Raw genomic sequence first — 23,489 nt, 5'->3', positions numbered from 1 at the left:
CGATGACCGCTGTCGACGTGGACGTGCCGCTGCTCGGCGAGTCCCGGCTGATCCTCGGCACCGGGGGCGCGAGCAGCCTGTCCGTGCTGGAGGCGGCGATCGTGGCGTCCGGCACCGACCTGGTCACGCTGGCGCTGCGGCGGGTCGACGCCGCCGGGCCGGGTCTGCTGCCGATGCTGGACCGTCTCGGCGTGCGCCTGCTGCCCAACACCGCGGGCTGCTACACCGCCCGGGACGCGGTGCGGACGGCGCGGCTGGCCCGGGACGCGTTCGAGACCGACCTGATCAAGCTTGAGGTGATCGGCGACGAGCGCACCCTGCTGCCGGACGGCGTGGAGCTGCTGCGGGCGGCCGAGACGCTGGTCGGCGAGGGGTTCCGGGTGCTGCCGTACACCAGTGACGATCCGATCCTGGCGCGCCGCCTGGCCGACGCCGGGTGTGCGGCGGTGATGCCGGCCGGCTCGCCGATCGGGTCCGGGCTGGGCATCGGCAACCCGCACCACATCCGGCTGATCCGGCAGAGCGTGGACGTGCCGGTGATCCTGGACGCCGGCATCGGCACGGCCTCGGACGCGGCGCTGGCGATGGAACTCGGCTGCGACGCCGTGTTGGTCGCCAGTGCGGTGACCCGGGCCGCGGACCCGGTGCGGATGGCCGAGGCGATGCGGCACGCGGTGCGGGCCGGGCGACTGGCGGCCCGGGCGGGCCGGATCCCGAGGCGGTTCCACGCCCTGGCCTCGACCGCCGACGACGGGCTGGCGCAGTGGTGACCCCGTCCGGCGTCGTCGTGCTCACCGACCGGCGGATCGCCGGCGGGCCGCTGGTGGAGGTGGTGGCGGCCGCGGTCGCCGGTGGCGCCCGGTGGGTGGTGCTGCGGGAGCGCGATCTGGGGTACGCCGAACGGCAGGCGCTCGCGGTCTCGTTGCGGGCGGTCGTGCCGCCGGGGCGGTTGATCGTGGCCGGTCCCGATCCGCTGGGCGGGGACGCGGTGCACCTGGCCGCCGCCGATCCGCTGCCGTCCGTTCCGCAGCGGACGTCCCCGAGATCAGCGCCAGTGGAACACCAACGCGGGGCGGTGCGCGTGGTGGGACGGTCCTGCCACGACGCGGCGGAGGTCGCCGCGGCGTCCGGCCTGGACTACGTGACGTTGTCGCCGGTCTTCCAGACGGCCACCAAGCCGGGTTACGGTCCGGCGCTCACCCCGGACGGCGCCGCGCGCCTCGCACCGGCGGTGCCGTGGCTGGCGCTGGGTGGCGTCGACTCGGCCGGGCGGGCCCGGCGGTGCGCCGCGGCCGGCGCGGCGGGGGTGGCGGTGCTGGGCGCGGTGATGCGGGCCGCCGATCCGGAGCGGGTGGTCCGCGACCTGGCCGGGGCGTTCGCGGATGCGGAGGTGCCGGCGTGACGCCGCGGGTGGTGCTGACCGTCGCCGGGTCGGACTCCGGCGGGGGAGCGGGCATCCAGGCCGATCTGAAGACGTTCGCGGCGCTGGGTGCCTACGGCGCGTCGGTGCTCACCGCGGTGACCGCGCAGAACACGCTGGGCGTGACCGCGATCCATCCGATTCCGGCGGACGTGGTCGCCGCCCAGTTGGACGCGGTGCTGGCCGACCTGCCGGTGGCGGCGGTGAAGGTGGGCATGATCGGTGACCCCGCGGTGGCCGAGGTGATCGCATCCCGGGCCGCGGACCTGCCGCACCTGGTCGTCGATCCGGTGCTCGTGGCGACCAGCGGAAGCCTGCTCTCCGGTGTGGCGTCTGTGGCACCTCTGCTGGCGTACCCCTGTGTGTTGACGCCGAACCGGCACGAAGCCGGCGCCCTCGTCGGGCGGGTGGTGTCCACGGCCGAGGAGATGGCGGAGGCGGCGGCGGAGCTGGCCGCGGCCGGGCCGGGCACGGTCGTGGTGACCGGCAGCGAGCTGGCGGTGGACGTGCTCTGCCACGACGGGGAGGTGTCGATGCTGCGCGGTGCGCCGGTGCCGACCGCGAACAACCACGGCTCGGGCTGCACGTTCTCGTCGGCGATCGCGGTGCGGCTGGCCGCGGGTGATCCGGTGCCGGAGGCGGTGCGGGCGGCGAAACGGTACGTGGCCGGTGCGCTGGCCGGGGGCCGGGACTGGAAGCTGGGCGGTGGGCCGGGGCCGCTGGATCACTTCGGCTGGTCCGCCTAACGAGTCTGGTGGGTGGCGTTCGGGGATGCACGCCGCCCATGCATGTCCTGTTTGTACCGATTGGGGAGGAAAGCATGAGGCGCAAGGTGTACGTCGAAGGGTCCCGTCCGGACGTCCGGGTGCCGTTCGCGGAGATCGCGCTCACCGGCGACAACCCGCCCGTCCGGCTGTACGACACGTCCGGGCCGGGCAGCGACCCCGCGGTCGGCCTGCCGCCGCTGCGCGCGCCGTGGCGGACCGGGCGCACCCAGCTCGCGTCCGCCCGGGCCGGCGAGATCACGCCGGAGATGGAGTTCGTGGCGATCCGGGAGAACGTCGACCCCGAGGTGGTACGAGCGGAGATCGCGGCCGGCCGGGCGGTGCTGCCGGTCAACGTCAACCACCCCGAGTCGGAGCCGATGATCATCGGCTCCCGGTTCCTGGTGAAGGTCAACGCGAACATCGGCACGTCCGCGGTGTCGTCCTCGGTCGACGAGGAGGTGGAGAAGCTCACCTGGGCCACCCGGTGGGGTGCGGACACCGTGATGGACCTGTCCACCGGCAAGCACATCCACGCCACCCGCGAGGCGATCATCCGGAACGCCGCCGTGCCGATCGGGACCGTGCCGATCTACCAGGCGCTGGAGAAGGTCAACGGCGATCCGGTGAAGCTGTCCTGGGAGGTGTTCAAGGAGACCGTGATCGAGCAGGCCGAGCAGGGCGTGGACTACATGACCGTGCACGCCGGCGTGCTGCTGCCGTACGTGCCGCTGGCGGTGAACCGGGTCACCGGCATCGTCTCCCGGGGCGGCTCGATCATGGCGGCCTGGTGCCTGGCGCACCACACCGAGAACTTCCTCTACACCAACTTCGACGAGCTGTGCGAGCTGATGGCCCGGTACGACATCACGTTCTCGCTCGGCGACGGCCTGCGCCCGGGGTCGATCGCGGACGCCAACGACGAGGCCCAGTTCGCCGAGCTGCGGACGCTGGGCGAGCTGACCCACATCGCCTGGCGGCACGACGTCCAGGTGATGATCGAGGGACCCGGGCACGTACCCATGCACAAGATCAAGGAGAACGTCGACCTGCAGCAGGAGCTGTGCGCGGGCGCGCCGTTCTACACGCTCGGTCCACTCACGACGGACATCGCGCCGGCGTACGACCACATCACGTCCGCGATCGGCGCCGCGATGATCGGCATGTTCGGCACCGCGATGCTGTGTTACGTGACCCCGAAGGAGCACCTCGGCCTGCCCGACCGTGACGACGTGAAGGCCGGCGTGATCGCGTACAAGATCGCGGCGCACGCCGCCGACCTGGCCAAGGGCCACCCGGGCGCGCAGGCCTGGGACGACGCGCTGTCCAAGGCCCGCTTCGAGTTCCGCTGGGAGGACCAGTTCAACCTGGCGCTGGACCCGGAGACCGCGCGGGCGTACCACGACGCGACGCTGCCGGCCGAGCCGGCCAAGACCGCCCACTTCTGCTCCATGTGCGGGCCCAAGTTCTGCTCCATGAAGATCACCCAGGAGCTGAAGGAGTACGCCGCCCAGGGGATGCAGGAGAAGAGCACCGAGTTCCTGGAGTCCGGCGGCAAGGTGTACCTGCCGGTGGTTCAGAGCTTGTAGAAGTTCAGGTAGTGGTCCGGGGTGAACCAGGTCTCCCGGGTGGAGCGGTTCACCACGATGCGGTAGGCGTCCCGGGCGGCGCCACGGTTACGCGGGTACACGTCGTACTCGCCGTACGTGGCGCCGGCCGGGAGCTGGCCCTCGCGGTTCTGGAACGTGCCGCCGGTGAAGTTGAACCGGCCGGCCGGCCAGGTGTACCAACCCCGGCTGGTGGGCCAGCTCAGCGACGCCCAGCCGGTGCGGGCGGTCCGGGCGTCGGCGCAGCGGCTGATCGTGCAGCTGGCGTAGACGGTGGCCTCGGCGGCCGTGGGCGGGGACACGACCAGCGTGCCGCCGGAGACGGCGAGCGCCAGAGCCACGGCGGCGAGAAGTCGGCGGAGGGGCGACGGCGTCATGGCATGCTCCGATGCATCGAGGACGGGTCCTGATCACATCGTCGGTGGGCGAGCGGCCGCCGGGTACCTCCCGGACACATCATTCCATCGGTGTTAGCCGATGCTTCACGGGCCGTTACTCGCCGCCCAGCCCGCTCACCCAGTCGACGTAGTCGTCGTCGGATCCGCGTCGCTTGGCGTCCTTCCCGCCGCGGCGGCCACCCGGCTCGGGCGCCGGCGTGACGGCCAGCGGCGGCGTGATCGGCTCGGGCTCGGGCAGCGGTGCGGAGATGGCGTGCGGCTCGGGTACCAGCGGGCCGCGTCCCGTCGGCACCGGCGCGCTACCCGGCCAGTCCGGTGCGGTGCCGCCCGGGCGACGGTGCGCCTCGGCCTCGGCGTGCCCCGGTCCCGCGTTGTCGGCCCGGCGCGGCGTGGCCGGCCCGTCGGCGCCCGGAAGGTCCGGGCGGTGCGCCGGTGCCGGCACCGGCACCAGCGGGTCGGGGAATGCCGGCGCGGTGGCGTTCCGCTCGGCCCGGCTCCGGCCGCGACCGAACGGCAGGCGGCCGCGACCCCGGGCCGGGCGCGCCGGGGGTTCCTGGATCGCCTCCGGGGGGAGGGGGCGGGTGGCCGGCTCCGGCACGTACGGGTCGGAACCGGCGTCCTGGCTGCCGGACCAGGGTGTCGAGCTGCCCCAGGTGGTCTCGCCGGGCGGGCGGGACGGGCCGGTGCGGCGGGTGGGCCATTCGCCGGACCGGCCGGTGAAGGCGTCGGCGGCACTGGATCGCCGGCCGCCGCCGAGGGACCCCGCCCTGCCGCTGGTGGAACGCTCCGGGGTGGTGCGCTGGTCCGGGATGTGGTCGGCCGGGACACGGCCCGCCGGGGTGCGGCCGCCAGGGTCCCGGCCGGCGGGGTCCCGGCCGGCGAGGTACTGGCCGGCGGGGTCCTGGTCGGCGGGGTCTCGGTGGCTCGCGTGGTGACCGCTCGCGTTCCGGTCCCTCGGGTCCCGGTCCCGGGGACGCGGGTCGCGGCGGTCCTGGTCGCGGGGGCCGCTGTCCCGGGAGTCCTTGTCCCGGGGGTCCCGGTCGGGCGGGTTCGGTGTCCTGGGCGGCACGTCGAAGACGCCGGTGTCCGACGGGCGCAGGGGCGCGTCGACCGCGGGGGCACGGCCGGCGGGGGCCGTCCCGGTGACGGGTGCGGTACCGGTGACCGGCGCTCCTCCGGGGGCGGTACCGGTGACCGGCGCTCTTCCGGGGGCGGAACCGCCACCCGGCGTGGAAGGCGAGCCGGGTGTGGGCGCGGCGCCCGGTGCGGGAGTTCCGCCGGTGGCCGGACCTGCGCCGGAGGTGGCGGCCGCGCCGGTGGCCGGACCTGCGCCGGAGGTGGCGGCCGCGCCGGTGGCCGGACCTGCGCCGGAGGTGACTGCCGCGCCGGTGGCCGGCGTGGCGGTGCCCGACGCGGACGCCCCGACCGGTATCTCGGCGGTCTTCTCCTCCGTGTCGTCCGCCTCGTCCTCGGCCTCGGCGCCCCGCCGCAGGACCGCGGCCAGCACCGACCCCAGCACCCCGGCGCCGGTGGCGGTCATTGCGGCCCAGTACGGCACCACCTGGTAGCGCTCGGTGCCCGCCCCGGGACCGGCGATCAGGTAGGCGAGTGTCAGTGACGCCGGGCCGGCCAGCCCGGCCAGCGCGATGGTCAGCGTCGGCATCTCGCGGCGACGGGCCGTCCAGCCCAGGGCGGCGCCCATCAGCAGCGCCAGCGCGGGCATCGTGAACAGGGCGGTCCGCTGGGTGACCGCGGGGGCCAGGAAGCCCGCGTCGAAGACGCCCAGGCGTACCGCGGGGAGGGGGTCGCTGGGGGTGAGTGACGGCGCCACCGACACCAGCGCCAGCAGCCAGACCGCGGTGCCCATCGCGGCCAGGCTCCACCGGGCCACCGCCTGCGCCAGGGCCGCGTACGCGGCGAGCAGGCCGGCCAGCGCGCCCAGCGCGGCGCACACGCCGATCACGAACACCGGATGGACGCCGGTGATCTGTGCGGTCCGGGCCGGCTGCATGGTCAGCGGTACCACCATCGCGGCGCCCACCGCGGCCGCCACGGCCAGGCCGAGCCGAGTGCCGACCGTGGACGGGAGGCGCCAGCGGTCGCGGAGACGCCCGCCGGTCACCGCGCCGATCACCGCGGACATCATCGCGAACCAGGCCACCCAGGCGAGCTGCGCGGTCCACTGGTCGCGGGTGGTGATGTCCAGAACCCGGGTCAGCCGCAGGACGCCGAGTCCGTACGCCACGCCGAGCTGGCTGGCGGCGGCCAGAGCGCCCGCACCGAGCGTGACGGCCAGCAGTCTGGCCCAGGTCCGAAATGCCATGCCGGGCACGTTACGGAATGTTCCATGACCGTCGCCACCCTCGGGCCCGGATATTAAGGCAGGGTAAAAACGCCGGGTCAGGCCTTCAGCTCGACGATTCGGGCCACGTACACAGTGTCACCGGCATTTGTCAGAGTGTGCGTGGCGCCGGGCTCCCGGAAGACCACGCCGCCGGTCTCCTCGTCGGCCTCGATCCGCTCGCCGGCCGCGGTGTGGATCACGTTGCGGGCGCCCTGCACGGCGATCACCACGTACGGCAGGCCGTGGTGGTGCAGTGGCTGCGTCTCGCCGGGCGCCAGGGTGATGTGCCAGACCCGGACCCGGTCGTTCTCCAGCATGATCTCCTGGCCCACGCCGCCCAGTTCGCTCATGCCCCCACCTGCGGCAGCACCTCGTCGGCGATCAGGTCGACATGGTCCAGATCGGACATGTCGATCACGCGCAGGTGGATCCGGGTGGCGCCGATCTCGGCCATCTCGCCGATCCGCTGCACCAGCAGGTCCGGCGATCCGACCACCGGGTCCTCCGGCGGCAGCACGCTCTTGACGTGCAGCGGTGCGGCCCGGCGCTGCGCCTCGGCGTCGGTGCGGCCGAGGGCCACCACGATGCCGGCGGACAACGTCATGGCCCGGCCGGGCGGACGGGCGTACCTCTCGCAGGCGGCCCGCACCCGCTCGAAGGCCGTGGCCGTCTCCGCGACCGTCTTGAACGGCATGTTGAACTCGTCCGCGAAGCGGGCGGCCAGCGCCGGGGTGCGGCGCGGCCCGCGGCCCCCGACGATGATCGGCGGACCGGGCTTCTGCACCGGTTTGGGCAGCGCCGGGGCGTCCAGCAACTGGTAGTGCTTGCCGTCGAACGAGTAGCTCGCGCCGTCCGGCGTGGCCCACAGCCCGCTGATGATCGCGAGTTGCTCGGCCAGCCGGTCGAACCGCTCGCCGAGCGGCGGGAACGGGATGCCGTACGAGGTGTGCTCGCGCTCCACCCAGCCGGCGCCGAGGCCCAGCTCGATCCGGCCGCCGCTCATCGCGTCCACCTGGGCCACCGTGATCGCCAGCGGGCCGGGCAGCCGGAACGTGGCGGACGAGACCAGCGTGCCGAGCCGGATCCGGGACGTCTCCCGGGCCAGACCGGCCAGCGTGACCCAGGCGTCGGTCGGTCCGGGCAGCCCCGGGTCGGCGCTCATCGACTGGTAGTGGTCGGCGCGGACGAAGCCCTCGAAGCCGGCCGCCTCGGCGTGCCGGGCCAGCCGCAACTGATCGTCGTAGGTCGCGCCGCGATGCGGCTCGACGAAGAGCGTGACGCGCATGATCTCCCGCCTGTCAGCTCAGGTCATCAACAGTTCGTGCAGCTCGGCGCTGCACCGGGCGACCTCTTCGAGGTGTGCGGTGCGGCCCAGCGTGCGGGGCCGGGGGATCTTGATGTCCAGGATCTCGCGGATCCGCCCGGGGCGCGGGCTGAGCACCACCACCCGGTCGGCGAGCAGCACCGCCTCGTCGATCGAATGGGTGACGAACACGATCGTGGCGCCCAGTTCCATGTGGACGCGCTGCAGCTCACCGGAGAGTTCCTCGCGGGTGAGCGCGTCCAGCGCGGAGAACGGCTCGTCCATGAGCATCACCCGCGGGTTCGCGATCAACGAGCGGCAGAGCGCGACCCGCTGCTGCATGCCGCCGGAGAGTTCGTGCGGCATCCGCTTCTCGAAACCCTCGAGGCCGGTCAGCGCCAGCAGCTCGTGTGCCCGTTGCCGGTGGGCGGACTTGCGCCATCCGTAGAACTGCACCGGGAGCAGCACGTTGTCCAGCACGGTGCGCCAGGGGAGCAGCGCGGGACGCTGGAACATCATGGCGATGTCACGGCGCGGCTTCGTCACCCGATCGCCGGACACCCGCACCTCACCGGCGGTGGTCGGGAGTAGACCCGCGATCAGGCGCAGCATCGTGGACTTGCCGCAGCCGGAACGGCCCAGCACCGCGACGAACTCGCCGTCGCCGACGTCCAGATCGATCTCCCGCAACGCCTCCACCGTGCCGGAACGCCCGGCGAACGAACGGGAGACGCCGGTGAGACGGATCATCTGCGCGGGCTCCCGATCGTGACGGATCAATCACCGGTGAGCGTACCGGCTGTGTGTTGCCGAGCGGTATCGGCCCGTCCACAAGGGTTTTTGAGACGAACCTGGCATCGATGACCAGCCTTCGGTCACCTACGCTTGCCCGCGAGTCTCACTCACGCCCACCCCCTCGGTGCCGGTGCACCCTCCGCCCGGCGCCGACCGGCTCAACGACCCCCTCAGTTGGGAAGGACAACGGTGCACAGAAGAACGTTCACCCGCACTCTCGTGGCCGCGGCACTGGCCACGACCCTCGCCGCAGCGGCCGGTTGCAGCGGCGACGACGCGGATGATCCCGCGTCCTCCGGCGGGACGCAGTCGCTGGAGAAGGTCACGTACCTGACGTCGTTCGGCAACTTCGGCCGCGACTCCTACGCCTATGTGGCCAAGGAGAAGGGCTACTTCAAGGACGCCGGGTTCGATGTGGAGATCAAGCCGGGCAACGGCACCTTCGAGAACCTCAAGCAGGTCGTCGGCGGACAGGCCCAGTTCACCCCGCTCGACCTCACCGGACTCCTGCTCGCGGCCGGCGGCAAGCAGCCGGTGACCGGGTTCAGTGCGGTGGCCGGCATCCAGCAGCGCACCATGGCGGCGATCATCTCGCTCGAGGGTAACGGCATCAGCACGGCCAAGGACCTCGAGGGCAAGACGCTGGCCGACTCGCCCAGCTCGGTGGTGCGCAACCTGTTCCCGACGTACGCGAAGCTGGCCGGGATCGACTACAACAAGGTCAAGTGGCAGAACGGCACGCCGCAGACGCTGATGGGCACGCTGGCCTCGGGTGGGGCGGACGGGATCGGCCAGTTCGTCGTCGGTAAGCCCACCGTGGAGACCATCGCCAAGGGCAAGAAGGCGGTCGTCCTGCCGTACAGCGACTACCTGCAGGACCTCTACGGCAACGTGCTGATCACCTCCGCGGGTTACGCCAAGGACAACCCGGAGAAGGTCAAGAAGTTCACCGGCGCGCTGCTGAAGGGCCTGGAGGACTCGATCGCCAACCCGGCCGAGGCCGGGGAGATCCTGAAGAAGAACGTGCCCACGGCGATCCCCCAGGCCGCCGCCGCCGAGCTGGGGCTGATGGGCCCGTTCGTCCGCTCCGAGGCGTCCGGTGTGCCGGTCGGCGCGCTGGACAGCCAGCGGGTCGCCCGCAGCATCGCGATCCTGCAGGCCTCCGGTCAGATCGGTGCCGGCCTGACGCCGGAGAAGGTCATCGACTTCAGCCTGGTTCCGCAGGCCTGATCCGGGTCACGCACGACGGGGGCGTGCCGATCCCGCCACTCCGGGTGGATCGGCGCGCCCTCGCGGTGTCGGTGAGGAGAGCACTGAGATGACTGCTGAACTGGCGACACCGCCGGCCGCGACGGCGCCCGTGGCGGCACCGCGCCGGCGTACCGTCTCGGCGGTGGCCTGGCCGGTCCTCGGCCTGGCCGTGGCGATCGCCGGCTGGTGGGCCGCCACCGTGGCGTTCGACGTCCAGACGATCATTCTGCCGTCGCCGCCGGAGGTGCTGTCCGCGTTCTCCGCGCTGCGCACCGAGTTGCTCCGGCAGACCTGGAGCACCGCCGTCGCCACGCTGCTCGGCTTCGGCATCTCGGTGCTGGTGGGCGTGTTGATCGGGGTCGCGATCGCCGCCTGGCGGCCGTTCGAGCGGATGTTCCAGCCGCTGCTGGTGGCGTTCAACGCGGTGCCCAAGGTGGCGCTCGCGCCGCTGATGCTGGTGTGGTTCGGCTACGGCCGCACGCCGGTGCTGGCGATGGCGTTCATGGTCTGCTTCTTCCCGATCGTGCTCTCCACCGCGACCGGTCTGACCAGTACGCCCGCCGACCTGGCGGAACTCGCCCGGTCGATGGACGCCTCCCGGCTGCAGACCTTCGTCCGGGTGCGGCTGCCGGCCGCCCTGCCGCAGATGTTCGTCGGGCTCAAGGTGGCCATGCCGCTCGCGGTGATCGGTGTGGTGGTCGGCGAGATGCAGTACGGCGAGACCGGGCTGGGCATGATCATCGTGCAGACCAGCGGCCAGGCGGACACCGCTTCGGCGTTCGCCGCCATCGCCCTGCTCGCGCTGGTCAGCATCGTTCTGTACTACGCCCTGGTGCTGATCGAGCGCCTGCTGCTGCCCTGGGTGCGGGCCACCACGTCACAGCGCTGACCCGCGGTGTCCGCCGGCCCGGTGTGCCCGGGCCGGCGGTCGGTCAGCTGGCGATCCGCCACCGGCCGCTGCGCGCGACCAGCAGGGTCAGCGCCTGCGGCATCAGGCCGGAGTGGTTGTCCGGGGTGATGCGGATCGGCCCGGACAACCCGTCGATCTGCGACGTCTCCAGGATGTCGCGGATCCGGGCCCGGTCCCCGCCGACCCGGTTCACCGCGCCGGCGATCAGCTCGACCGCGTCGGCGGCGAACGAGGCCACCCCGGAGTAGCTGCCGTACCGGGAGGTGTAGTCCCGGAACCACTGCTTGCGGGACGCCTTGGCCGGGGTGGTCGCGATGACGTCGTCGATCGCCAGGATCTGGGTGAACACCATGGTGGCGTTGTTCGTGGCGGCGGCGGCCGCGCGCGGGATGAACAGGTCACCGGCGGAGGCCGCGTCGTAGTAGATGCGCCCGGCGAAGGCGGCGCCCTTCGCGCTGATCGCGGCCAGGCCGGCCTGCTCCGGACCGACCAGCACCAGCAGCGCCTGCGGCTCGGTGGCGACCAGGTCGCCGACCGCCTGGCTGATGTTGGTGGCGGTCGGCTTCACCGAGGTCGACCCGCTCACCGCGACGCCGGCCTTGTCCAGCTCGGCGCGGATCGCGGTATGCCCACCCCGCCCGTAGAGATCGTCGGAGTACAGCACGGCCACCTTGGCGATCTTCGACCGCACCAGTTCGGCGGTCATCGCGGCGGCGCTGTCGGCGGTGTTCGGTCCCAGCTTGAACATCCACCGTCGTTCGGTGACCGGCTCGCTCACCTGGTCGGCCGCGGCCAGGGCGATGGTCGGGATCTGCTGCTTGTTGACCGTGCCGGCCGCGCCCACCGCGCATTCGCCGCAGAATCCGGAGATCACCGCGGCCACCGACCGGTCGTCGGCGAAGGTTCCGATGTTGCGCAGCGACGCCGTCGGGTCCGAGCGGTTGTCCTGGATCTGCAGCACCAGCCGTCGGTTGCCGAGCGCGCCGGACGCGTTCAGCTGCTGCACCTTCAGTTCCAGGGCCCGCCGGTACGCGGTGTCGACCGCGGAGCCGAAGGCCAGGTCGGCACCGATGACGATGTCGGTGACCTCACCGGCCGAATCGTCGGAGCTGCAACCGGTCAGGGCGGCGGCGAGAAGCGTGCAGGTGACGGCGGCTGCCGTCACACGGCGGGGGTACCTCACTGCGGGTGCCTCCTCGGGGCAACGGCGGGGATCGTACAGCGAACGTTGTCCGGTGTGGACCCCACCAACACGGACACGGCGTCCGTCCGATCGCGCCAAACCTTGCCAACGTGAGAGTCCTTGGTCAAGCCGCGCGAAATCTTGGACGCGGGACGACTATCCCACATAGTGGTTGGAATCTTGATGGACGTCGGTCACTCTCTGCAGTCATTCCGCTGCGAGAACGATATTCGCGCACGTCAAAGCCGTACGGGGCCCGATTCTCGATCCGAAAGGGCGATTGTCAGTGCGGAAGGTGGGACGTTTCCGGGAGGTCTCAGACTTTCCAAAGGCGCTCGGGGTCTGATGAAATCGCGGCCGTGCCGAGTGCGGCACCTACCCTGTCGCAGCGATCCGACGAGCCCGGGCGGCGGGACCCGGCTGGACGAAGAGATGCGGGGATGACCACAGAGGAGATGTCGTGAGCACCGGATCCTCGACCCAGCCTGCGACCTACCCGGACAGCGGCCCGCAGGCCGGCGGGTCGTCGCCGGAAACGCGTGGACGGCGTGGCTTCCCGCGGCTGCGTGACGCGCGCATCCGGTCCAAGCTGGCCATGATTCTGCTGGTGCCGCTGCTGGCCGTGCTCGCCCTCGCCACCGTGCGCCTGTTCGACGTCGGTGGCCGCGCGTTCGACGCCGCCCAGGTGGAGGACCTGACCCGGCTCTCCGCCGACCTGTCCGATCTCACCCAGGTGATGCACAAGGAGCGGATGGCCGCGGCGGAGTACCTCGCCACGCCGACCGCCAGGCCGGACGGCTACAACGCGGCGATCGCGCAGACCGACAGCCGGATCGACCGGTACACCGCCAGCCGGGACGACCTGGACGAGCCGCCGCCCTCGGTGGCGACCCAGCTCAACCGGATCGACGACCACCTGCGGACCATGGACGCCACCCGGTCCAAGGTGGCCAGCCGCGACGACATCGCGGTGTCCGAGGTGGTGCTGCGCTACGGCGTGGTGATCACCGACCTGGTCGGCTACGGCGACGTCCTGAGCCAGTTCGCCGGCGACGGCGCGGTCGCCGACGGGTTGCGGGCGCTGTCCGCGTTCACCCGGGCCAAGGCGGGCACCGCGGATCAGGAGGCCATCTCGTACGCGGCCCGCGCCTCCGGCGACGTCAGCGCCGAGCAGCAGTCCGCGTTCATCGCCACCCAGACCAGCCAGCAGGAGGCGCTCCTCGCCTTCTCCCTGGTCGCCTCGCCCGGACAGCGTGCGCTGGTGGACCGCACGGTCACCGGTGACGCGGTCAACCTCGCCGACCAGATCTCGCTGCGGTTGAGCCGCAGCGACGTGGTCGCCCCGGCCGAGATCACCCAGGCGTTCGGTGCCGTCGTCGACCTGATGCGATGGGCCGAACAGCGCCTGGAGGCGCGGAGCGTCGAGGCCGCCCGCGACGAGAGCGCCTCGGTCACCCGCCAGGCCACCATCGAATCGGTACTGGTGCTGCTGGTCCTGATCCTCGCCGTCGCGCTGGCCGTGATGCTGGCCCGCTCGCTCAACCTGTCGCTGCGCCGGCTGCGCGAAGGCGCGCTCGCGGTGGCCAACCGCGACCTGCCGGACGCCGTGGCCCGGCTGCGCGACGTCCGCAACCTCGGCGAGGGCGCGGCGGACGACATCGTCCGCCAGGTCCGCGACCCGATCCAGCTGAAGAACCGCGACGAGGTCGGCCAGGTGGCGCAGGCCTTCAACGTGGTGCACCGCGAGGCGGTTCGGATCGCGGCCGAACAGGCCGCGCTGCGGACCAGCGTCTCCGCGATGTTCCTGAACCTGGCCCGGCGCAGTCAGTCGCTGGTCGACCGGATGATCGGCGAGCTGGACCAGATCGAGCGCGGCGAGGAGGACCCGAAGCGGCTGGCTCAGCTCTTCGAACTGGACCACCTGGCCACCCGGATGCGCCGCAACGACGAGAACCTGCTGGTGCTCGCGGGTGCCGACTCCAGCGCGCCGCGCCGCGAGGACGCGCTGCTGGTGGACGCGCTGCGCGCCGCCCAGTCCGAAGTGGAGCTGTACAACCGGATCGAGTTCGGCACCGTCGACACCGACATCTCGATCACCGCGCTGGCCGTCAACGACGTGGTCCGCCTGGTCGCCGAGCTGCTCGACAACGCCACCCGCTTCTCCCCGCCCAACACCGTGGTGGTGGCGGACGGCCGCCGGATCCGCGACTACGTGGTGATCCAGGTCGAGGACCGCGGGCTCGGCATGTCCGAGGAGCAGATGGACCAGCTGAACCGGCGGCTGTCCGAACCGCCCAGTGTGGACGTCGCCGCCTTCCGGCTGATGGGCCTCGCGGTGGTCGGCCGGCTCTCCAGCCGGTACGGCATCCGGGTCGAACTCCGCGCCAACATCGAGGGCGGCACGGTCGCCCAGGTCACCCTGCCGAGCAGCATCGTGGTGCTGCCGAACCGGCCGATCGACCCGCCGCGCAGCGGCCGCACGCCGCAGCTCGACAGTGGACCGTCGGGCGGCTGGGACGCACTGCCGGCCGGACGCAACGGCGCCGCCACCGCGACGTTGCCGGCGATCGCCCCGGAACCATGGGACCAGCGACAGCCCGCGGCCGACGACCCGAACCGCAGCTCGCCGTCGTACCAGGAGCCCTACCAGGACGCGCCCTACCCGGAGCCGTACCAGGAGGAGCCGTACCAGGAACGGCCGGCGCACCCCGCGCTTCCGCAGATGCCGTCGCAGCGCCCGGCCGGCCTCCCGCCGCTGCCGAAGCGCGGCGAGCCGGTGCCGGCCGCCACCGCGGACCGGCCGCCGCTGCCGACGCGGGCGCCGCAGCAGCCCGAGACCCCGGTCCCGGCCGCGGCTCCGGGCGCCTCGGCCTTCGCCTCGCCGACGGTGGCCTACCCGGTGGTGCAGCCGGCCGCCTCGCCGGACCTGCAGGTGGCCGTGGGATTTGTCACCCCGGACGGGAAGAAGATCCCGCCACCGCCACCGCCGGTCAGCCCCAACCCGTCCGGCTGGGGCGCCGCGCTCGCCGCGATGCCGGCCGCGCCGCCGGTGCCCACGCCGACCCCGGCCGAGGAACGGGCCGAGGCGCCGATCTTCCTGCAGATGCAGGCGAGCTGGTTCAAGGGTCACGACGGAGTGAGCCCGGAGGACTGGACCATGCCGACGGCGGGGTACGCCCCGCCGCCCACACCGCTGGCCGAGCCCGAGTACGAGGCACCGGCCGAGGCCCCGGCGCCGGAACGGGTGCCGGTACCGGAACGCGAGGCGCCACCCGCCCGGACGGTCCCCGCCGCCCGGACCGAACGGGCCGCCCGCCCGACGGAGGGTGCCACGGGCGGCGGTACGGGGCAGAATGGTGCACGACCGGCACCGGCCGGTCCGGACAACGGCGGGGCATCGGTTCCGCGGCCGCGTACCTCGGCCGAGGACAGCTGGCGCACCGCCGCCGACGAAGGATGGCAGCGGGCGATGGCGGCGGCGGAACCCGCGGCGGCCGGCACCACCCGCTCCGGGCTGCCGAAGCGCGTCCCCCAGGCACAGCTCGTGCCGGGTGGCGTGCAGACCAGCTCGCGCAACCAACAGCGTCGCAGCCCGGACGAGGTACGCGGCCTCCTCTCCGCGTACCACCGTGGCGTGCAACGAGGGCGTACGGCCGGCAGCGCGGAAGCTGCCTCGAGCGCCCCCGGTCCTAAGGAGAACGAACTGTGACCAGGCCCCCCACCATGCACGACATGGGCTGGCTCCTCAGCAACTTCGCCGACAGTGTGGCCGGAATCGCCCACGTCGTGGCGGTCTCCGCCGACGGGCTGCTCCTCGCCTCGTCGCGGGATCTGCCGGCCGACCGCGCCGATCAGCTGGCCGCGATCACCTCCGGCGTGGTCAGCCTCACCGACGGCGCCTCGCGCATGTTCAACGCCGGCGAGGTGCAGCAGACGATCATCGAGATGGACAGCGGTTACCTTTTCCTCATGTCCATCAGCGACGGCTCCTCGATGGCCGTCCTGGCCGCGCGCAGCTGCGACGTGGGCCAGGTCGGCTACGAGATGGCGTTGCTGGTCGAACGCGTCGGCGCCGCCCTGGTGCCCGCGCCCCGTGAAGCCGTCGGTCATCAGGTCTGACCGCTGATCCGGTATCGCGTCACTCGCCCCGGAAGGAGGTGACCGCACGATGGGACATCCCCAGCCGCCCCACGATCCCCGTGGAGCGTTGGTCCGGCCCTATGCGGTCACCCGGGGGCGAACTGAACCGCAGCGCCACATCCCGATCGAAGCGGTCCTGGTCGCCAGCCAGGCAGCCGTCCAGGAAGCCCGGTTCGCCGGGCACGACAAGTACCGCATAGCCGTGCTGTGTGAGCCACGGGCGCAGTCGCTGGCCGAGATCGCGGCCTACTGCCGACTGCCGCTGGGCGTCGCTCGCGTGCTCGTCGCCGACATGGTCGCCGACGGACTGCTGTCGCTACACAGCGCCGCTCCCAAGGAAGGCTTCACGGAGCGGATGGATCTGCTGGAAAGGGTGTTGAGTGGACTTCGCAAGCTCTGAGCGGGCGGGGGCGCAACCCAAGGAGATCACCTCCGCGAAGATCGTCGTGGCCGGCGGTTTCGGCGTGGGCAAGACGACGATGGTCGGGGCGGTCTCGGAGATCGAGCCGCTCACCACGGAAGCCGTGATGACCTCCGCGGGTGTCGGCGTCGACGACTCCTCCAAGGTGCCCGGCAAGGAGACCACGACGGTCGCCATGGACTTCGGCCGCATCACCATGGCCGACGACCTCATCCTGTACCTCTTCGGTACGCCCGGGCAGACCCGTTTCTGGTTCATGTGGGACGAGCTGATCCGGGGTGCGGTGGGTGCGGCGGTGCTGGTCGACACCCGGCGGATCTCGGACGCGTTCGCGCCGCTGGACTACTTCGAGAACCGGCATCTGCCCTACCTGGTGGCGCTGAACTGCTTCGACGGCGCACCCCGGTACGAGCCCGAAGAGGTGCGCGAGGCGCTGGCCATCGCGCCGCACGTGCCACTGATCATGTGCGACGCGCGGCACCGTGATTCGGTCAAGCAGGTCCTGGTGGGTGTCGTGGAGCACGCCATGGCCACGCTGGTGGCCGAGCAGGGCCGGGGCTTCCAGCCCACGCCGGTCGGTTGATGTTTCGCGCTGGTGTTCCACTGGAGCGCTCCAGTGGAACACCAGCGTTGTCATGCGTGCCCGACGACAGCGTTGGTGTTCCACTGAGGTCGGCGCGGGATCAGTAGTGGTGTCACTGGCGGTGGACAAGCCCGGGCGGTGTCGTTGCCGCCCGTTGTCCGATATGCGCCCTCTCAACGTGATTTCGCCGGATCATGGGGGCGGATCTTGGAGGCGTGGTCAGATCTTGGCGCGCGCTGGCCCCCCTGGGGGCGTTCCGGCGCCAAGATTCGCCCGTGCCTCCAAGATCTGGCCGAACCAAGGCGGCATACCAGGCGCGGCATACCAGGCAAAGCTGTGTGCCGTACCCGATCGGAGCCGCGCCAAGGCCGCATTCGGGCGGCGGCGGGTCGCCGGCTCGTCCGCCACCTCGGCTCCTCGCTCACCGACGTCACGTCGAGCCCGCGACTGGGACGAAACACGTGCGGGACTGGCGTTCATCGCGGCGGGGTGGGCTGAGGGCGTGCGGGAAGTGGCGTGCGCCGTGGCCGGGTCAGCTCGGTAGGCGGTAGCCGCGTTTCACCACGGTCTGGATGATGCCGGGAGTGGCCAGGCCGGCCCGGAGCCGGGCCACCGCCATCTCCACCGCGTGCTCGTCCGCTCCCCGCGGCAGCGCCTGCAGCAGCGCGGCCCGGGACAACACCCGCCCGGGTACGCCGGCGAGCGCCCGCAGCACCGCCATCGGCGCGGGTGCCAGGGGGCGCAGCTCGCCGTCCACGATCGCCGCGTGACCGCGCAGGGTCAGCGTGTGCCCGGAGACCTCCAGGTTCACCGCGCGCCGCGGCAGCTCGTCCACGATGGTGCGGACCAGTGCGCTGAGCCGGGCCCGGCCGGGCGCGACGACCGGCACGTCGTACCCGCGTAGGGGTGCGGCCGTGACCGGCCCGACGCAGGCCGCCAGTACGTCGGTGCGCAACGCCTCCAGCAGGGCGTCGCACTGCGCCCCGGCGGCGCGCAGCAGCGCGCCCACCGCGGGCGCCGAGGTGAACGTCACCGCGTCCACCAGCCGGGCGGTGATCAGGTCCACCAGCCGGTGCAGGGGAGCGGGGTCGGTGGGCGGCGCCCAGCGGTAGACCGGTACCTCGATGACGCGGGCACCGGCCGATTCCAGGGCCTCGGTGTACTCCGGCTGGCTCTCGCCGTGCAGTTGGATCGCGACGGTGAGCCCGGCGATGCCCCGGGCGCCGAGGTGTTCGGCGACCTCGTCGAAGCTCTCGCCCTCGGGGGACCACTGGTCCTGCAGGCCGGCCGAGCGGATCGCGGCCCGGGCCTTGGGTCCGCGGGCCACCACGTACGCGCGGGACAGCACCGCGCGCAGCGGTTCACCCAGGCCCCAGCCGTCGGCGGCCTCCAGCCAGCCGCGCATGCCGATGCCCGTGTTGACCAGCACGATGTCGGGCGGCGAGTCCAGGCAGGCACGGGTGGCGGCGCGCAGTTCGGCGTCGTCGGCGATCGGCACGATGCGCAGCGCCGGGGCGAGCACGACGCGGGCGCCGCGGCTCTCCAGCAGGCCGGCCAGTTCGTCGCGGCGGCGGTCCGCGGTGACGCCGATGGTGTAGCCGGACAGGGACGCGGCGGGCTCGGCGAGCGCCGCTGCGGTGATCACGGTGCGCCGGGCTCCCGGGGTCCGCTCCGTCATCCGGCGGTCCGCGCTGCCCGGTGCGGTGTCGCCCGCGTTCCCGGCTTCGGCAGGCGCCTCCCCCCGGGCCGCCCCGGAGTGTCCGTTCCCTGGATCTGTCGTTCGAAAAGCCGCGGCGTGGCCGGCCGGTCCACCGAAGGGCACGCTCGGAGTCCGTCGTCCTCAGCGTCGACCCGCTCCCATGTCACGCCTACGTTCTCCGCCGTACCTCCGACCAGCGCACGCCGCGGCCTTTCCGCGCCGAACCGGGGAACCGGTCCGGCGGTCACCGTCAGGTCCGTCCTCAACCCTGACGGTGGCTGGTGGCGGGTGCCCACCCGGACGCTCCCGGGCCGGGACCCGGGCCGCGTCGTCGAGGTGTCCGCACCGCTTGCCATGTCGAGAGACTGCCGGGGGGTAATTTCGGCCTTGCGTCCCGTATGTTTCGAGCCTGCTAAGAGGCATCGATCCGGAAATCGGCACACTCGGGCGATCGAGCGACGGACCGGGTCTGCCGGCGCCCGGGATGCGGTCGGCGGCCCGGCCGTGGTAGCGCCATCGACGGCGGCTATCATGGGCCCGACATGTTTGGGGGTCCCGTCGGACGTGCCGTTCGGCAAGACGGAACCGCCGCCCGTTTTGACCGCGCGCCGCGCAGGCAGGTATTGTTGCCTGCTGTTGTGCGACAGCTGCGAGCGTTCCCCGTCGGGTACGCTTGTCGTTCGTGCTCCGCTGCGACCAGCGCGCGCCCCCAGACCGACGACGAGACAAGGTAATTCTGTGCGTACGTACAGCCCGAAGCCGGGTGAGATCGAGCGTCAGTGGCACATCATCGACGCTTCTGACGTCGTCCTGGGCCGCCTGGCCACCCACACCGCCACTCTTCTGCGTGGCAAGCACAAGCCGACGTTCGCCCCGCACGTCGACACCGGCGACTTCGTGGTGATCATCAACGCCGGGAAGGTCGCGCTGACCGGCAACAAGCGGCAGACCAAGGTCGCGTACCGGCACTCCGGCTACCCGGGCGGTCTCAAGCAGGTCGGCTACGAGGAGCTGCTGAGCAAGCGTCCCGAGAAGGCGGTGGAGCTGGCCGTCAAGGGCATGCTCCCGCACAACAAGCTGGCGCGTCAGATCATCAAGAAGCTGAAGGTCTACCCGGGCGCCGAGCACCCGCACGCCGCGCAGCAGCCGAAGCCGTTCGAAATCACCCAGATCGCGCAGTGAGCGCGGGAGAAGGCAGCAGCATGTCCGACATCATCGAGCCCGAGGTCGTCGAGACCGTCGAGGAGCCCGCTGAGACGGTCGTCGTGGTCGAGACGCCCGCGCCGGCCCCGGTCCGCGCCCCGCGTCCCGGTGACCGTCCCATCCAAACCGTCGGCCGCCGCAAGGAGGCCATCGTCCGGGTTCGTCTCGTGCCCGGCACCGGCAAGATCACCTGCAACGGTCGTGACCTCGAGGCCTACTTCCCGAGCAAGGTGCACCAGCAGCTGATCCGCGAGCCGCTGGTCACCACGGAGCGGGCCGAGCAGTTCGACGTCATCGCGAACCTGCGTGGCGGCGGCATCACCGGCCAGGCCGGCGCGCTGCGCCTCGGCATCGCCCGTGCGCTCATCACGAACGAGCCGGACGACCGTCCCGCTCTCAAGAAGGCCGGCTTCCTCACCCGCGACGCCCGCGTCAAGGAGAGCAAGAAGTACGGTCTCAAGAAGGCCCGTAAGGCTCCGCAGTACTCGAAGCGCTGATCTCCGCGCTCGTCTTGCACCACGTCTGACCGGACGGCCGGGTGCGCCCTACCTCAGGGCGGCGCCCGGCCGTTCCGTGTTTCACGCACTTTCCCTCCCACTACCGACCCGGGGCCGACGATTCGGCGATATGTTCGCCGAGCGGGCAACCACACCCGGCGAAAGGAAGCCGCCATGGCGCGACTCTTCGGCACCGACGGCGTACGCGGTCTCGCGAACGGTGACCTCACTCCGGAACTGGCCCTCTCGGTCGCGGTCGCGGCCGCCCGGGTGCTGGTGGAGACGGACAGCAGCCACCCGCCGCTGGCCATCGTCGGACGTGACCCGCGCGCCAGCGGCGAGATGCTGGAGGCCGCGGTCGTGGCGGGACTGACCAGTGCCGGTGCCAACGTGGTCCGGGTCGGGATGCTGCCCACGCCGGCCGTCGCGTACCTGGTCGGCCAGGCCAAGGCGGATCTCGGCGTGATGCTGTCCGCCTCGCACAACCCGATGCCGGACAACGGGATCAAGCTGTTCGCCGGAGGTGGCCAGAAGCTGCCGGACGAGCTGGAGCAGCGCATCGAGGCCGCGATCGCCGACGGGCACGGGCTGCGCGGGCGTCCCACCGGCGCCGGGATCGGCCGGGTGCACGACCTGCTGGACGGTGCCGAGCACTACATCAAGCACCTGGTCGCGGCCACGCCGCACCCGCTGGCCGGGATCAAGGTCGTGGTGGACTGCGCGAACGGCGCGGCCAGCGAGGTCGGCCCCACCGCGTACGCCGAGGCGGGCGCCGAGGTCATCGCGATCCACGCCGACCCGGACGGCCTCAACATCAACGACAACTGCGGCAGCACCCACCTCGAGGCGGTGCGGGAGGCGGTCCTCGCCGAGGGCGCCGACCTGGGCATCGCCCACGACGGTGACGCCGACCGCTGCCTGGCCGTCACCGCCGCCGGTGACGTGGTCGACGGCGACCAGATCATGGCGATCCTGGCCCTGGCGATGCGCGACGCGGGCACGTTGACCGACGACACGCTGGTTGCCACCGTGATGAGCAACCTGGGCCTGCGCCTGGCGATGAAGCAGGCCGGCATCACCCTGATCGAGGCCAAGGTCGGCGACCGGTACGTGCTGGAGGAGCTGCAGGCCGGCGGGCTGGCGCTGGGCGGCGAGCAGAGCGGCCACATCGTGCTCCCGGCGTACGCGACCACCGGCGACGGCGTGCTGACCGGCCTGCAGCTGATGGCGCAGATCGCCGCCACCGGCAAGTCGCTGGCGGACCTGGCCGCGGTGATGCACAAGCTGCCCCAGGTGCTGATCAACGTGCGGGTGGCCGACCGGCAGGCCGGCGCGGCGGCGCCCACCGTGCAGGCAGCGGTGGCGCTGGCGGAGAACGAGCTGGGCGAGACGGGACGGGTGCTGCTCCGCCCGTCCGGCACCGAGCCGCTGGTGCGCGTCATGGTCGAGGCGGAGACCGAGGAGCAGGCCCGTACCGTGGCCGAGCGCATCGCCGACGAGGTCCGCGCCGCCAGCCCGGCGTGACCGGCCCGCGGCCGTCCTGACGCTGGTGTTCCACTGGAGCGCTCCAGTGGAACAACACCGACGCCACGGGCCGTCCGGAGACACCTCAGTGGAACACCGGCGTCAGGACGCGAGGGTACGCAGACGCTGGGCGGCGTCGTCGATCACCGACCGGCGCTTGCAGAACGCGAAGCGGACCAGCCGGCGCCCGGCGTCCTGATGGTCGTAGAACACCTGGGTGGGTACCGCGACGACGCCGCAGCGTTCCGGCAGGGCGCGGCAGAACTCGACGCCGTCCGCGCCGCCCAGCGGAGTGATGTCCGCGGTGACGAAGTAGGTGCCCTCGGACGGGAGCACCCCGAAGCCGGCGTCGGTCAGGCCGGCCACCAGGTGGTCCCGGCGAGCCTGCAGGCCGTCGCGGAACCCGGTGAAGTACGCGTCGGGCAGGCCCAGGGCGACCGCGACCGCCGGCTGCAGCGGTGCGCCGTTGACGAACGTCAGGAACTGCTTCACCCGCGTCGTGGCCGAGACGAGTGCCGCCGGCCCGGTGGCCCAGCCGATCTTCCAGCCGGTGCAGGAGAACGTCTTGCCGGCCGAGGAGATCCGCACGGTGCGTTCCCGCATGCCCGGCAGGGTGGCCAGCGGCACGTGCGGCGACGCGGCGTCGGAGAACACCAGGTGTTCGTACACCTCGTCGGTGACGGCGTACACGTCGTGCTCCTGGCAGAGGCTCGCGATCAGGCCGAGTTCCGCGGCCGTGAAGACCTTGCCGGTCGGGTTGTGCGGCGAGTTCAGCAGCACCAGGCGGGTGCGCGGCCCGAACGCCTCGCGGAGCCGGCCCTCGTCGAACCGGTAGCGGCCGTCCGGCCCGGGGCGCAGGGTGACCGGCCGCCGGACCGCGCCGGCCAGGGCGATGGAGGCCGCGTACGAGTCGTAGTACGGCTCGAAGCAGACCACCTCGTCGCCCGGCTCGCACAGCGCCAGGATCGTCGCCGCGACCGCCTCGGTGGCGCCGGCGGTCACCACCACCTCGGTGTCCGGGTCCCGGGTCAGGCCCCAGAACCGTTCCTCGTGCGCCGCCACCGCGGTCCGCAGCGCCGGGATGCCGGGCAGCGGAGGGTACTGGTTGGCGCCGCCGCGCAGGGCGTCGGCGGCCGCGGCCAGCATCTCGGCGGGTCCGTCGGTGTCCGGGAAGCCCTGGCCGAGGTTCACCGCGCCGGTGCGCACGGCGAGCGCGGACATCTCACTGAAGATGGTGGTGCCGAACGGGCGCATGCGCGCCACCAGCGGATCGGCCGGAATCGACGTCGTCACGGGCCCAGCCTACGGTGGCGCGGGCGCCTAGTGCGCTGACCACGAACGTTCACCGGGTCGGCGACACACCGGTGCACGTGCGCGGGTAGTCGTTGCCGAAGGCTCACTCTCAACGGCGGTGATATTGGCTGTTGAGAGGGAGGTGGCGGGTTGG

At 72.3% G+C, this 23,489-nt stretch carries 21 protein-coding genes; 13 read left to right on the top strand and 8 right to left on the bottom strand.

All coding sequences use genetic code 11. The features are described from left to right. Positions 1-2: 2 nt before the first annotated feature. From LDL48_RS08695 to thiC, 4 genes are all read left to right on the top strand, one after another. Entirely contained in the window at positions 3-770 is a 768-nt protein-coding gene (locus LDL48_RS08695; protein ID WP_225254517.1) for a thiazole synthase, read from the top strand. Further along, the gene (locus tag LDL48_RS08690) at positions 764-1,402 is read left to right on the top strand and encodes a thiamine phosphate synthase (protein ID WP_225254516.1); all 639 of its coding nucleotides are present in this window, start codon (positions 764-766) and stop codon (positions 1,400-1,402) included. The genes LDL48_RS08695 and LDL48_RS08690 overlap by 7 nt, the downstream gene beginning before the upstream one ends. Beyond that, on the top strand, positions 1,399-2,166 hold the full coding sequence (gene thiD / locus LDL48_RS08685) for a bifunctional hydroxymethylpyrimidine kinase/phosphomethylpyrimidine kinase (protein ID WP_225254515.1): 768 nt from the start codon (positions 1,399-1,401) through the stop codon (positions 2,164-2,166). The genes LDL48_RS08690 and thiD overlap by 4 nt, the downstream gene beginning before the upstream one ends. Positions 2,167-2,240: 74 nt before the next feature. Beyond that, on the top strand, positions 2,241-3,773 hold the full coding sequence (gene thiC / locus LDL48_RS08680) for a phosphomethylpyrimidine synthase ThiC (RefSeq protein WP_225254514.1): 1,533 nt from the start codon (positions 2,241-2,243) through the stop codon (positions 3,771-3,773). On the opposite strand, the gene LDL48_RS08675 is transcribed toward thiC, so the two are convergent. From LDL48_RS08675 to LDL48_RS08655, 5 genes are all read right to left on the bottom strand, one after another. Continuing rightward, positions 3,761-4,168, bottom strand: coding sequence for a ribonuclease domain-containing protein (locus tag LDL48_RS08675; protein ID WP_225254513.1), 408 nt, complete (start codon positions 4,166-4,168; stop codon positions 3,761-3,763). The genes thiC and LDL48_RS08675 overlap by 13 nt on opposite strands. A gap of 115 nt (positions 4,169-4,283) precedes the next feature. Further along, positions 4,284-6,512, bottom strand: a complete 2,229-nt coding sequence (locus LDL48_RS08670) for a hypothetical protein (protein WP_225254512.1) — start codon at positions 6,510-6,512, stop codon at positions 4,284-4,286. Positions 6,513-6,589: 77 nt separating this feature from the next. Next, complete coding sequence (locus LDL48_RS08665) at positions 6,590-6,883, bottom strand: cupin domain-containing protein (protein ID WP_225254511.1); 294 nt, start codon at positions 6,881-6,883, stop codon at positions 6,590-6,592. Beyond that, the gene (locus LDL48_RS08660) at positions 6,880-7,818 is read right to left on the bottom strand and encodes an LLM class F420-dependent oxidoreductase (protein ID WP_225254510.1); all 939 of its coding nucleotides are present in this window, start codon (positions 7,816-7,818) and stop codon (positions 6,880-6,882) included. Before LDL48_RS08660 ends, LDL48_RS08665 begins: the two co-directional genes overlap by 4 nt. Positions 7,819-7,836: 18 nt before the next feature. Then, on the bottom strand, positions 7,837-8,586 hold the full coding sequence (locus LDL48_RS08655) for an ABC transporter ATP-binding protein (protein ID WP_225254509.1): 750 nt from the start codon (positions 8,584-8,586) through the stop codon (positions 7,837-7,839). Positions 8,587-8,862: 276 nt separating this feature from the next. Between LDL48_RS08655 and LDL48_RS08650 the strand changes: the two genes are divergently transcribed. Both LDL48_RS08650 and LDL48_RS08645 read left to right on the top strand, forming a co-directional pair. After that, the gene (locus LDL48_RS08650) at positions 8,863-9,861 is read left to right on the top strand and encodes an ABC transporter substrate-binding protein (RefSeq protein WP_225254810.1); all 999 of its coding nucleotides are present in this window, start codon (positions 8,863-8,865) and stop codon (positions 9,859-9,861) included. Between the two features lie 88 nt (positions 9,862-9,949). Beyond that, positions 9,950-10,771 (top strand): ABC transporter permease, encoded by an 822-nt coding sequence (locus LDL48_RS08645; RefSeq protein ID WP_225254508.1) that lies wholly within the window; start codon positions 9,950-9,952, stop codon positions 10,769-10,771. Positions 10,772-10,814: 43 nt separating this feature from the next. On the opposite strand, the gene LDL48_RS08640 is transcribed toward LDL48_RS08645, so the two are convergent. Then, a complete protein-coding gene (locus tag LDL48_RS08640; RefSeq protein WP_225254507.1) occupies positions 10,815-11,957 on the bottom strand; it encodes an ABC transporter substrate-binding protein in 1,143 nt (380 codons plus the stop codon). 478 nt (positions 11,958-12,435) lie between these two features. On the opposite strand from LDL48_RS08640, the gene LDL48_RS08635 reads away from it, so the two are divergent. From LDL48_RS08635 to LDL48_RS08620, 4 genes are read left to right on the top strand one after another with little or no spacing between them, the layout of a single operon-like run. Continuing rightward, a complete protein-coding gene (locus LDL48_RS08635) occupies positions 12,436-15,684 on the top strand; it encodes a sensor histidine kinase (RefSeq protein ID WP_225254506.1) in 3,249 nt (1,082 codons plus the stop codon). Next, a complete protein-coding gene (locus LDL48_RS08630; RefSeq protein WP_225254505.1) occupies positions 15,681-16,094 on the top strand; it encodes a roadblock/LC7 domain-containing protein in 414 nt (137 codons plus the stop codon). The genes LDL48_RS08635 and LDL48_RS08630 overlap by 4 nt, the downstream gene beginning before the upstream one ends. 49 nt (positions 16,095-16,143) lie before the next feature. Beyond that, positions 16,144-16,515, top strand: coding sequence for a DUF742 domain-containing protein (locus LDL48_RS08625; protein ID WP_225254504.1), 372 nt, complete (start codon positions 16,144-16,146; stop codon positions 16,513-16,515). Continuing rightward, the gene (locus tag LDL48_RS08620; RefSeq protein WP_225254503.1) at positions 16,496-17,119 is read left to right on the top strand and encodes a GTP-binding protein; all 624 of its coding nucleotides are present in this window, start codon (positions 16,496-16,498) and stop codon (positions 17,117-17,119) included. The genes LDL48_RS08625 and LDL48_RS08620 overlap by 20 nt, the downstream gene beginning before the upstream one ends. Before the next feature lie 532 nt (positions 17,120-17,651). Here the strand turns inward: LDL48_RS08620 and LDL48_RS08615 are convergent. Beyond that, positions 17,652-18,797: a uroporphyrinogen-III synthase gene (locus tag LDL48_RS08615; protein WP_225254502.1), complete on the bottom strand. Its 1,146-nt coding sequence runs from the start codon at positions 18,795-18,797 to the stop codon at positions 17,652-17,654. A gap of 759 nt (positions 18,798-19,556) precedes the next feature. Between LDL48_RS08615 and rplM the strand changes: the two genes are divergently transcribed. The 3 genes from rplM to glmM all read left to right on the top strand — a co-directional run bounded on the left by rplM (position 19,557) and on the right by glmM (position 22,042). Next, entirely contained in the window at positions 19,557-20,000 is a 444-nt protein-coding gene (rplM, locus tag LDL48_RS08610) for a 50S ribosomal protein L13 (protein WP_225254501.1), read from the top strand. A gap of 20 nt (positions 20,001-20,020) precedes the next feature. Continuing rightward, positions 20,021-20,518 carry a 30S ribosomal protein S9 gene (gene rpsI / locus LDL48_RS08605; RefSeq protein WP_225254500.1) on the top strand — a complete coding sequence of 166 codons (498 nt, stop codon included), beginning with the start codon at positions 20,021-20,023 and terminating at the stop codon, positions 20,516-20,518. Between the two features lie 174 nt (positions 20,519-20,692). Next, the gene (glmM, locus tag LDL48_RS08600) at positions 20,693-22,042 is read left to right on the top strand and encodes a phosphoglucosamine mutase (RefSeq protein WP_225254499.1); all 1,350 of its coding nucleotides are present in this window, start codon (positions 20,693-20,695) and stop codon (positions 22,040-22,042) included. A 102-nt stretch (positions 22,043-22,144) separates the two neighbouring features. Here the strand turns inward: glmM and LDL48_RS08595 are convergent, their stop codons facing one another. Next, complete coding sequence (locus LDL48_RS08595) at positions 22,145-23,335, bottom strand: pyridoxal phosphate-dependent aminotransferase (RefSeq protein WP_225254498.1); 1,191 nt, start codon at positions 23,333-23,335, stop codon at positions 22,145-22,147. Positions 23,336-23,489 lie beyond the last annotated feature (154 nt).

The organism is Jidongwangia harbinensis (genome assembly GCF_020216025.1).
Taxonomy (GTDB): Bacteria; Actinomycetota; Actinomycetes; order Mycobacteriales; family Micromonosporaceae; genus Actinoplanes; species Actinoplanes harbinensis.
Note: the sequence above shows the minus strand (reverse complement) of the source record. Positions and strands in the feature narration are given on the sequence as shown.